This is a genomic window from Streptomyces sp. NPDC057137, assembly GCF_042670825.1.
Classification (GTDB): Bacteria; Actinomycetota; Actinomycetes; order Streptomycetales; family Streptomycetaceae; genus Streptomyces.
The window spans coordinates 102,769-113,559 of the sequence record NZ_JBHUUW010000022.1; the positions used below are offsets into that span (position 1 = coordinate 102,769).

Annotated in this window: 6 protein-coding genes and 1 pseudogene; 2 read left to right on the plus strand and 5 right to left on the minus strand. The window is 71.0% G+C overall.

What is annotated here, in order from left to right; translation table 11 throughout:
- The first annotated feature begins 246 nt into the window (after nt 1-246).
- Nucleotides 247-3,726: a phosphodiester glycosidase family protein gene (locus ACFT9I_RS19520; protein ID WP_382565783.1), complete on the plus strand. Its 3,480-nt coding sequence runs from the start codon at nt 247-249 to the stop codon at nt 3,724-3,726.
- Between the two features lie 344 nt (nt 3,727-4,070).
- Here ACFT9I_RS19520 and paaI read toward each other — a convergent pair whose 3' ends face one another.
- From paaI to ACFT9I_RS19540, 4 genes are all read right to left on the minus strand, one after another.
- Entirely contained in the window at nt 4,071-4,520 is a 450-nt protein-coding gene (gene paaI, locus ACFT9I_RS19525) for a hydroxyphenylacetyl-CoA thioesterase PaaI (RefSeq protein WP_382565785.1), read from the minus strand.
- Between the two features lie 463 nt (nt 4,521-4,983).
- Nucleotides 4,984-6,360, minus strand: a complete 1,377-nt coding sequence (locus ACFT9I_RS19530) for a cytochrome P450 (RefSeq protein ID WP_382565787.1) — start codon at nt 6,358-6,360, stop codon at nt 4,984-4,986.
- 264 nt (nt 6,361-6,624) lie between these two features.
- Complete coding sequence (locus ACFT9I_RS19535; protein ID WP_382565817.1) at nt 6,625-8,184, minus strand: MDR family MFS transporter; 1,560 nt, start codon at nt 8,182-8,184, stop codon at nt 6,625-6,627.
- Between the two features lie 49 nt (nt 8,185-8,233).
- A complete protein-coding gene (locus ACFT9I_RS19540; RefSeq protein WP_382565789.1) occupies nt 8,234-8,974 on the minus strand; it encodes a TetR/AcrR family transcriptional regulator in 741 nt (246 codons plus the stop codon).
- A 438-nt stretch (nt 8,975-9,412) separates the two neighbouring features.
- Here ACFT9I_RS19540 and ACFT9I_RS19545 point away from each other — a divergent pair, with 438 nt between their 5' ends.
- A complete protein-coding gene (locus ACFT9I_RS19545; RefSeq protein WP_382565791.1) occupies nt 9,413-10,570 on the plus strand; it encodes a fatty acid desaturase family protein in 1,158 nt (385 codons plus the stop codon).
- On the opposite strand, the pseudogene ACFT9I_RS19550 reads toward ACFT9I_RS19545, so the two are convergent.
- A pseudogene (locus ACFT9I_RS19550) lies at nt 10,567-10,791 on the minus strand (hypothetical protein); the annotation flags it as partial. The gene ACFT9I_RS19545 and the pseudogene ACFT9I_RS19550 overlap by 4 nt on opposite strands.

Consider the following 10,791-nt stretch of genomic DNA (forward strand, 5'->3'; position numbering starts at 1 on the left):
CCCCGCCCCGCGACATATGACGAACCGTCGACCGATCTGAGCGTCCCTCGCCTCTTTCTGACGCATCATCAGCTAATTCGGCGGGTGCCTCCGCCATTTCGGCGGCCATCCCACGTCACTTCCACGGTGCCCCCTGTTCTCCCCGACGTGTCCGTGAACCTCTGGCGAACCGGGGCAGACACGGCGATGCTGGGCGGCTGACAGCGCTTACTACCCGCGCCAACCCCCCTTACTCCAGGAGAACTTGTGGGCCCAGGTATTGCCCGCCGGTCCGTCGTGCTGCTCGCGGCGGTCACCGCACTGACAACGGGAGCCATCACCCCGTCCGTCGCCGACTCCACCCCCGACCCCCGTCCGCGCAACGCCGCCGAGGTGCTGCGCCCCGTCGCGCCACCACCGGCCAGCAGACCGGCCGGTGACCCCAGATCTGTCGTCGACGGCGACGGCATCGAGACCGCGCGCAGCTCCCGCCCCGTCGCGCCGGGCGTCAGCCTCACCTCGTACGACCGCCTCGAATCCGACAAGTGGCTGCGCGTCGACGCGCTGTCCGTCGACCTCGACGGCGGCGGCGTCCGGGCCGACTACCTCTCCTCGGGCAAGGTCGCCGACCGCCGCAGCGTCTCCGAACTCGCCGCCGGGCACGACCCCGGCAAGGGCCGCCGCACCGTCGCCGCCATCAACGCCGACTTCTTCGACATCAACGAGACCGGCGCGCCGCAGGGGCCCGGCATCAAGGACGGCGCCCTGACCCAGTCGCCCGCCGCCGGTGCCAACAGGGCCGTCGGTATCGGCCCCGAGAACGCCGGGCGCGTCCTGGAGCTGTACTTCGACGGCACCCTGACACTGCCCACCGGACCGCGGCCCCTCGCCGCTTACAACGCCGCGAACGTACCGGCCGGCGGCATCGGCGCGTACACCGCCGCGTGGGGCCAGGCCAACCGGGCGCTCACCGTGGACACCGCGAGACCCGTGGCCGAGGTGGCCGTCCGGGACGGCAAGGTCGTCACCGTCACCGACACCCCCGGCACCGGACCGATCGAGTCCGGCACCACCGTTCTGATCGGGCGGGAGGCCGGCGCCGTACAGCTCCAGGCACTGCGCCCCGGGGACCCGGTGGCCGTCGAGTACAGCCCGCGCACCAACGGCGGGCCCGTGCCGCGCACCGCCGTCGGCGGACGCGAACTCCTCGTCGTCGACGGCGTGGCGCAGAACCACGAGGGCCAGGGCAACAACACCGCCGCGCCCCGCACCGCCGTCGGATTCTCCAAGGACGGCAGCGAGATGCGGGTGATCACCGTCGACGGCCGGCAGGCCGACAGCGGTGGTGTCACCCTCACCGAGCTGGCCGTGATGATGAAGCAGGCCGGCGCGTACAACGCGCTCAACCTCGACGGCGGCGGCTCCTCGACGCTCGTCGCCCGCGAGCCCGGCAGCGACGCGCTCCAGGTGGAGAACGCCCCGTCCGACGGCAGCGAGCGCACCGTCCCCAACGGCCTCGCCCTCACCGCGCCCGACGGCAGCGGGCGCCTCGACGGCTTCTGGGTCGAGACCCGTACGCCTGCCGGAGCCGCGCCCGGCGACGACCCCGTCAAGGGCGGCCACCCCGAACGCGTCTTCCCCGGACTGACCCGCGCCCTCACGGCGGCCGGTTACGACGAGACGTACGGCCCCGCGCAGGGCGACCCGCGCTGGCGGACCGAACGGTCCTCGGTCGGCCGGGTCGACGACGACGGGCTGTTCACCGCCCGCCGCAGCGGCACCACCGAGGTCCGCGCGGAACGCGGACGAGCCGCCGGATCCATCGAGTTGACCGTCCTCGACGACCTCGCGCGGATCCGGCCGACCACCACCCGCGTCGGCCTCGCCGACGGCAGGGCGACCGGCACCTTCGGCATCGTCGGCCTCGACGCGCACGGGGCGTCCGCGCCCGTGGAGCCGCGCGACGTGAAGCTGGAGTACGACCGCGCCCTGTTCGCCGTCGCCGACGACGGCAAGGGTGCCTTCACCGTCACCTCCAGGACCGGCGGTGGCGCGGGACGGATCACGGCGACCGTCGACGGCGTCACCACCGCGCTCGCGGTGAGCGTCGGGCTCCAGGAGCAGCAGGTCTCCACCTTCGACGACGCCGCCGCCTGGAAGTTCAGCCACGCCCGCGCCGCGGGATCGGTCGCGGCGACACCCGAGGGGCAGACCGGCACCGGCCTGAGGCTGACGTACGACTTCGGACTCTCGACGGCGACCCGCGCGGCCTACGCGAGCCCGCCGCAGCAGATCACCGTGCCCGGCCAGCCGCAGTCCTTCACGATGTGGATCAAGGGCGACGGGAAGGGGGCCTGGCCGACGCTGCATCTCAAGGACGCCGCCGGATCTGACCAGTTGCTCCGAGGGCCGTACGTCACCTGGACCGGCTGGCGCCAGGTGACGTTCGCGGTGCCGCAGGGGGCCGCGATGCCGCTGTCCGTGTTCCGCTTCTATCTCGCGGAGACCGCGGCCGACAAGCAGTACACCGGGGAGATCGTGATCGACGGGCTGACGGCGCAGGTGCCGCCCACCGTCGACCTGCCCGAACAGCGGCCCGCCGCCGACCCGTTGATCGACCCGGCCGCCGAGACGGAGGGCCGGGACTGGCAGTTCGCCGTGATGTCCGACGCGCAGTTCGTGGCCCGCGAGCCGGACAGCGCGATCGTGCGGCAGGCCCGCCGGACGCTGCGCGAGATCAAGGCGGCGAAGCCCGACTTCCTCGTCGTCAACGGCGACCTGGTCGACGAGGGTTCGCCCGCGGACCTCGCCTTCGCGCGGCAGGTGCTCACCGAGGAGCTGGGAGACGAACTGCCCTGGTACTACGTGCCGGGCAACCACGAGGTGATGGGCGGGAAGATCGACAACTTCGTCGGCGAATTCGGCCCCGCGCAACGGGTGTTCGACCACGGCGGGACACGCTTCGTCACGCTCGACACCTCCAGCCTCTCCCTGCGCGGCGGCGGCTTCGCCCAGATCAAGGCCCTGCGCGCCCAGTTGGACGCCGCGGCCGACGACCCCCGCGTCAGCTCGGTGATGGTCATCGAGCATGTGCCGCCGCGCGATCCCACCGTGCAGAAGGGCAGCCAGCTCGGCGACCGCAAGGAGGCGGCGCTGCTGGAGGACTGGCTCGCCGGCTTCCGCCGTACGAGCGGCAAGGGCGTCGGCTTCATCGGCAGCCACGTGGGGGTCTTCGACGCCTCGCGCGTCGACGGCGTCCCGTATCTGATCAACGGCAACTCCGGGAAGAACCCGGCGGCCCCGGCCGACGAGGGCGGGTTCACCGGCTGGTCGCTCGTCGGCGTCGACAAGGTGTCCAGGAACGAGCAGTCCGAGGCCCGGCGCGAGCCGTGGGAGGGCGGGCCCGACTGGGTCTCCGTACAGACACGCGCGCACACCGACGCACTGTCGCTCGACGCGCCCGCCACGCTGGCGCCCGGAGAGGAGGCGGCGGTCTCGGCGACCGTCACCCAGGGGACCAGGGAGGTGCCGGTCGGCTTCCCGATGAGCGCGGACTGGACGGGCTCGCCGAACGTGCACATCGGTGACCCGAGCAGGGCGAACCGCCGCGACGTGGCGGCGTTCGACCCGGCCACCGGGACGCTGACGGCGCTGCGCCGGGGCGCGGCCACGGTCACGGTGACGGTCAACGGCGTCACGCGACGGGCGGAGATCCGGATCGCCGCGGCGGTCCGGCCCGCGGCGTAGGTACGTACGGTGCCAGGGCGTGCCGGGTGTCGCGCGCCGGGCGGGATTGTCTGACACGGCCTGGGGGTGTCCTGCCGATCTTGCCGGGCTCGCGGTCCCTGGCACGTCCTGGTGTCGCGGGTGGCCCCCGAGGGGGCTACGGGAGGTGCGCCCCCTCGTTGTCGGTGGAGTCGGGGAGGCACGGCTCCCGCCATGCCTCTCTCCTCCGCCTTGCGATGCCTTGCGATCCAGGGCACCTACGTGACATCAGCCGCTGCCGCGGCGGGGCCCTCCCCGATCCGGCCTGATCGACAAGACACCCCCCAGGAAGGGCCCGCACCCCGCGTCGCCGGGTGCGGGCCCGGTCAGGTTCTGAGGGCGCGGCTGCGCCCGCGGAACTCGGCCAGTACGTCGTCCCCGCGCGTGACCGTGACGTCGTAGATCCCGCCACGCCCGAGCCGGGTCCGCTCCCGCGCCGTCGCGGTCAGGACGTCCCCCTCGTGCGCCGGCCGTACGAAGTCGATGTCGGCGCCCGCCGCGACGGTCACGGGTCCATGGCTGTTGCAGGCGCACGCGAAGGCGCTGTCGGCGAGGAGGAAGAGATAGCCGCCGTGGGCCGTCCCGTGCCCGTTCACCATGTCCCCGCGCACGCTCATCCGCAGGGTGGCCCAGCCGGGCCCGGTGCCCACGAGCGCGATACCCAGACTCCGCGAGGTCGGGTCGGCGTCGAAGTACACCCGCCCGGCCCCGTCGCCGCCGGCCCGGCCGCCTCGGGCCGCCTCGTCGTCCGGGCTCCCACCTGCGCTGTCCGTCATGCGGCCGATCCTAGGGCCTGTCTTCAAAGTAGCGCCGTCCGCCCGTAGGGCGGGGCCTGCGGCGTCTGGTGCGGTGCATCGCAAGGCGGAGGATCGCCTTCGTGCTGGGCGTACTTGGTCGATTCCGACAACGCAGGGGGCACCCCCGTGGCCCCCTCGGGGCCTACGGGGGAGAGGTGCCGTCCAGGCGTTGCGGGCCAGGCGGGACTTTGAAGACAGGGCTAGGGGCCCGTAGCCCCGAGGGGGCACGGGAGGTGCCCCCTCCGTTGTCGTGGTCGGCATGGCTCCGCCATGCCCCCTCTCTTCCGCCTTGCGATCGCACGCACGCACCAACGTGACACCAGGCCGCTGCCGCGGCGGGCGCTCCCTGACCCGGCCTGATCCACCAGACACCCCCAAGGGAGTGTCCGGAAAGCAGCGGCGTCCGCCCGCGGGGCGGGACACCGCGCCGGCCGGCCCGGCCTCACGCGCTCCGCAGCGTCGCCTCCACCGGGCGGCCCGGCTGGAGTGTCAGGCCCGTCTTCGGCGGGATCTCACCCGGGTCCAGGTCGAACCGGAACCGCTGCGCGAGCGTGGCCAGGACCAGAACCGCCTCGACCGTCGCGAAGCGCGCGCCCAGGCAGGCCCTGGCGCCGCCGCCGAACGGGAACCACGCGTGGTCCGGCACCGGCCGTGCCTCCTCGTCCCAGCGCTCGGGGCGGAACGCGTCCGGCTCCGGGAACCAGCGTTCGTCGCGCTGCGCGCTCCACTGGCTCGCCCACAGCACCGTCCCCTCCGCCACCGGCCGGCCGCCCAGCGTCGAGCCCTCCTTCGCGATGCCCGTCATCAGCCACACGGGAGGGTAGAGCCGCAGCGTCTCCCTGATGATCTGCTCCGTCCAGCGCAGCTCCTTGAAGTCGTCGAAGCCGGGCGTACGGCCCTGAAGGACGGTGGTCAGCTCCTCGGCGAGACGCTCCCGCGCCTCCGGGTTGCGCGAGAGCAGATACCAGGCCCAGGTCAGCGTCGTACCCGTCGTCTCGTGGCCCCCGATGTAGAGCGTGACCGCCTCGTCCCGGATCTCCTTGTCGGTCAGCCGGTCGCCCTGCTCGTCGCGGGCGGCGAGCAGCCTGCTGAGGAGGTCGTCGCGGTCCGCGCCGTTGCGGTGCCGTTCCTCCGTCACCCGGTTGACCTCGCTGTCGATGACCGCGACGGCCTTCTTGAGCCGCTGCCGCCCCGGGGTCGGTATCCACGCCGGGAGGAACAGGGTGAGGCCCCGGAACTCGTCGCCGATGGCCGCCTGCGCGATGTCCATGGCCGGTCCGATCGTGCCTTCGCGGCCCGCCGTGTCCGTGCCGAACAGGGTCCGTACGGCGATGCGCTGGGTGAGGCCCAGCATCTCCCGCCGTACGTCGATGTGCTGGCCCGGCTGCCAGGTCTCCGCGAGCGAGGACGCGCAGTCGGTCATGGTCTCCGCGTAGGCGCGGACCTGGCGGGGCCGGACCACCGGCTGCACCAGCGCGCGCTTACGGCGCCACGCGGCGCCTTCCGAGGTGACGACGCCCTCGCCGAGCACCAGCTTGAACGCCCAGCCGAGTTCGGGGTGGCGGTACTGCGTCTCGACCCCGGTGAGCAGTTCCCCTATGTGCTCCGGCTGCGACAGGAACAGCGCGCGCTGCGGGCCGAGCCGCCAGGAGACGACGTCGCCGTGGCCGCGCAGCTTGGCGAAGAACCCGAGCGGGTCGCGCGAGAAGGCCGGGAGATTGCCGATCAGGGGCAGTTGCCGGGGGCCGGGCACCGGCGTGGCGGAGGGGCTCGGTGCGGGCGTGTCATGGCCGGTCGGGGAAGACGTACCCGTGGTCATCTGAGGTCCTTGGCGGTGGGGGCGGCGAACTGATGTTCCTACGGTCATCAGCCAACCCGCCCCACGCGGCGGACGCCAGACGACATTCGGCCCGTGATCGCCCGGCCACCGGCCGAATGGCGCGAGGGCAGCCGTTCCCCCCGCCGCCCGTCGGCGACAGGGGCAACGACTGCCCTCGTACGGTCCTGCCGGCCTCAGTTGACCGGCGTCAGCTCACTGGCGTCAGTTCACCGGCCCCAACTGCCCGGCCTCAACTGCCCCGCCTCAGCTCACCGGCGTCGGCGAGGACGGCTTGTCGCCGTCCGCCACCGCCTGCTTGGCCTCCTCGGCGAGCCGTTCCATGCCGCTGGTCGTCTTGAGCGGCTTCTCCTTGATGAACAGCACGGCCACCAGCGCGAGCGCGGCGAACGGGGTGGCCACCAGGAACAGTTCGGCCGTCGCCAGCCCGTACGCGTGCTCCACGATCTCCCGCATCGGCGCGGGGAGCTTCGTCACGTCCGGCACGGATTCGCTCGACCCGCCGGCGGACGCGTCCGTGCCCAGGCTCTTGGCCATCTCCGAGGCCACCCGGTTGGCCAGGATCGCGCCCAGGACGCTGGTGCCGATCGTGCCGCCCATGCTGCGGAAGAACGACAGTACGGAGGTGGCGGCGCCCAACTCGGAGGCGGGCACGTCGTTCTGGGCCGCGAGGACCAGGTTCTGCATCAGCAGGCCCACGCCGACACCGAGAACGGCCATGTAGAGGCTGAGCAGTCCGAAGCCGGTGTTGGCGTCGATGGTGGCCAGCATGGCCAGACCGGCGGTCATGATGACGCCGCCCGCGACCAGATAGACCTTCCACTTGCCGGTGGCGCTGATGATCTGGCCCGCGACCGTGGACGACACGAGCAGACCCAGAATCATCGGCAGCCCCATCAGCCCCGCCACGGTGGGCGACTTGCCGAGCGCGATCTGGAAGTACTGCGAGAGGAAGACGGTGCCGCCGAACATCGCGACACCGACGAGCAGGCTCGCGATCGTGGTCAGCGTGACGGTGCGGTTGCGGAAGATGGTGAGCGGGATGATCGGTTCCGGCACCCGCGCCTCCACATAGACCGCGGCGACGAGCAGCAGCACACCACCGCCGGTCAGCGCGGCCGTCTGCCAGGACGCCCAGTCGAACTGGTTGCCCGCCAGGGAGGTCCAGATGAGGATCGAGGAGACACCGGCGACGATCAGGAAGGCGCCCAGGTAGTCGATCTTCACGTCCCTGCGGACGGTCGGCAGGTGCAGCGTGCGCTGCAGCAGCGCGATCGCGATCAGCGCGAACGGCACACCGATGAAGAAGCACCAGCGCCAGCCGAGCCACGAGGTGTCGACCATGACGCCACCGACCAGCGGTCCCGCGACGGTGCCGACGGCGAACACCGCGCCGAACATGCCCGCGTACTTGCCGAGCCGGCGCGGCGGGATCACGGCCGCCATCACGACCTGCGCGAGCGCGGTCAGACCGCCGGCGCCGATGCCCTGCATCACCCGGCTGAAGATGAGCAGTTCGATGCCCTGCGAGAACCCGGCCAGCAGGGACCCGACGACGAACATGCCGAGCGACAGCTGGAGCAGCAGCTTCTTGTTGTAGAGGTCGGAGAGCTTGCCCCACAGGGGCACCGTCGCGGTCATCGCGAGCAGTTCGGAGGTGACGACCCAGGTGTACGCGGACTGGCTGCCGCCCAGGTCGGCGATGATGCGCGGCAGCGCGTTGGCCACCACGGTGCCCGCCAGGATGGCGACGAACATGCCGGCCATAAGGCCCGACATGGCCTGGAGTATCTGTCGGTTGGTCATGGAGGTGGGCGCCTGGTCGGGCGCCTCGATTGCGGTCAAGGTGGCCTTCTTATGATTCCGTGGAACGACCGCCGGACGGACGGTCGTCGGTCTGTGGGGTCGGCCGGGGCAGCCCGGCGGACAGCTGCGTGAAGACGTCCCGGAAGATGTCGGGGAACGCGACCGGCGGGGACTGGGAGTACCAGTGCTCGACGGAGACCCGTACCGCCGTGCCGGCGACGGCGGCCAGCAGCCGCGGGTACAGCGCGATGTCCGAGTCGTCGCAGGGGCCGGTGTCGGTCCCCGTGTCGGGGCCGACACGGCGGTCACTCTCCGAACCGCCGCCGCCGGGAGTGAGCCGGTACGCGATCGTCCGCGCCAGGTCGCGCTCCTCGGCCATGTGCAGACCGAGGCCCCGGGCCAGCAGATGCGGGGACTTCTGGAGGACCTTGGCGCGCAGGCTCCACACCTCGTGCCGCTCCTCGACATCGGCCAGCTCGCCGGCCATGGCCTCGCGTACCGCGTCGAGGGGGGACAGCTCGGCCGGGGCGTCCCGTACCGCGCACCGGATCCGTTCGCCGATCTGGGTGTCGAGCATGACGAACGCGTCGTCGTGACTGTCGAAGTAGTTGAAGAACGTCCGCGCGGAGACACCGGCGGCGTTGCTGATGGCCTCGACGGTGACGTTCTCCGCGCCGTGCTCCGCGGCGAGCCGTACGGCCGCCTCGCCCAGCGCCGCGCGCGTGGCTTGCTTCTTGCGTTCACGGAGTCCTGGTCCGGCTCCGGCACCTTTGGTCGTCACGCATTGCATGGTATGCAAATCTGCAGGCTCTGCAAAATTAATAACGCGCAACGACCTTTGAACAACCACCGTGACGGTATTCGCGCTGTTCAGAAACTGTTTGCGGCCACTTGTCAGCGCAGTGTAAGCAGCGCAATTCGCGCGCAGGCTACACTGATGATTAGGAGGCCCCAGCCCCTGACTTCCCGCTGTCCCATGAGTGTGGGCAGCAGCACTGGTCCTCGGTGAGGATGTCAGCGGCATTCGTAGCGGCCATACCCAGTTGTCGCGTCACCGGAGTGGACCACGTCCAACCGCAGGCAGCGATCGAGCTGTCCGCCGCAGTTGCCCACCCGTCCACGACCGGCAGCGACGTCCCCCTGGGCTTGTGTTCCTCACCAGCCACCCTGCCTGCCGAGCCGTCATACACCGGCACACGGTCGTGACACATTCGAAAGGCGTGGCCGCATGTCAGTCAACACCGTCAGTACCGTGGAGGACTCCGCGGTACTGGAACCAGGCGCCGATCTCGCGGGTGAGGCCGCGGAACAGGCGTGCAGGGAGACGGGCAGCGACTTCGCCCGGCTCTCCAAGAAGATCAACGCGGCCGGTCTGATGCGACGCCGGCCCTGGTACTACGCCCTTCGGACGGGCATTGTCGCCGGCCTCTTCGCCGCCGGCTGGGTCGCCTTCGTGCTCGTCGGCGACAGCTGGTGGACGCTCGCCGTCGCCGCCTTCCTCGCCGTGGTCTTCGGTCAAGTGGCGCTCGTCACGCACGACGTGGGCCACCGTCAGGTGTTCCGGCTGCGCAAGGCCAGCATGCGCGCCGGCAAGCTCGCCGGGAACCTCGGCATCGGCATGGGTTACGGCTGGTGGCAGGACAAGCACTCCAGGCACCACGCCAACCCCAACCACACGGAGTTGGACCCGGACGTCGTCCCCGACATCCTCGTATGGACGCAGGGACAGGCCAAGGCCGCCAAGGGGCTTCCTCGCTTCATCGGCCGTTCGCAGGCCTTCCTGTTCTTCCCGCTCCTCACGCTTGAGGGCTTCAATCTGCATGTCGCCGGTGTGCGCGCGCTGGCCAACCGCTCACTGAAGCAGCGCACTTCGGAGGGCATTCTGCTCTTCACGCACTTCGCGCTCTACCTCGGCGCGCTGTTCGTGGTGCTGCCGCCCGGCAAGGCGATCGCCTTCCCCGCCGTCCACCAGTGCCTGTTCGGTCTCTACCTGGGCTCGATCTTCGCGCCCAACCACAAGGGAATGCCGACCCTGACCGGCGACGACCGCCCGGACTTCCTGCGGCGTCAGGTGCTCACCTCGCGCAATGTGCGCGGCGGTTGGTTCATCGACATCGCGCTCGGCGGCCTCAACTACCAGATCGAGCACCACCTGTTCCCGAACATGCCGTCGCCGCAGCTGCGCGAGGCGCAGCCGATCGTCCGGCAGCACTGCGAGGAACTGGGCGTCAGCTATCTGGAGACCGGCCTGATCACCTCGTACAGCCAGGCCCTGCGGAGCCTGCACGACGCGGGCGCCCCGATCAGGGAGAAGACGGCCGCGAAGGCTGACCTCAAGACCGGCGCGACAACCGACGCCAAGGTTGACGTCAAGGCCGACGCCTAGACCGTCGGGTCCGAACCGGTCGTGAGATGAACGACGTTGGACTGCTCGCCGTAGACGAACGCGCGTACGCGGTACGACGCCTGCTTCTCCTCGGGCAGGGTGATCAGTCCGAACGAATTGATGTCCGGATTCAGTAGTGGGGCAGGCCCGGATACCAATCTGGCGGCCCCGCGCACAAACAACAGAAAAACCAAAGAGCCCCCCGCGGCGGGAAAACACGG

Coding starts and splice junctions, on each gene's coding strand:
- ACFT9I_RS19540 (WP_382565789.1), bottom strand. CDS start 8,974: ATGCAATGCGTGACGACCAAAGGTGCCGGAGCCGGACCAGGACTCCGT.
- ACFT9I_RS19530 (WP_382565787.1), bottom strand. CDS start 6,360: ATGACCACGGGTACGTCTTCCCCGACCGGCCATGACACGCCCGCACCG.
- ACFT9I_RS19545 (WP_382565791.1), top strand. CDS start 9,413: ATGTCAGTCAACACCGTCAGTACCGTGGAGGACTCCGCGGTACTGGAA.
- ACFT9I_RS19535 (WP_382565817.1), bottom strand. CDS start 8,184: ATGACCAACCGACAGATACTCCAGGCCATGTCGGGCCTTATGGCCGGC.
- paaI (WP_382565785.1), bottom strand. CDS start 4,520: ATGACGGACAGCGCAGGTGGGAGCCCGGACGACGAGGCGGCCCGAGGC.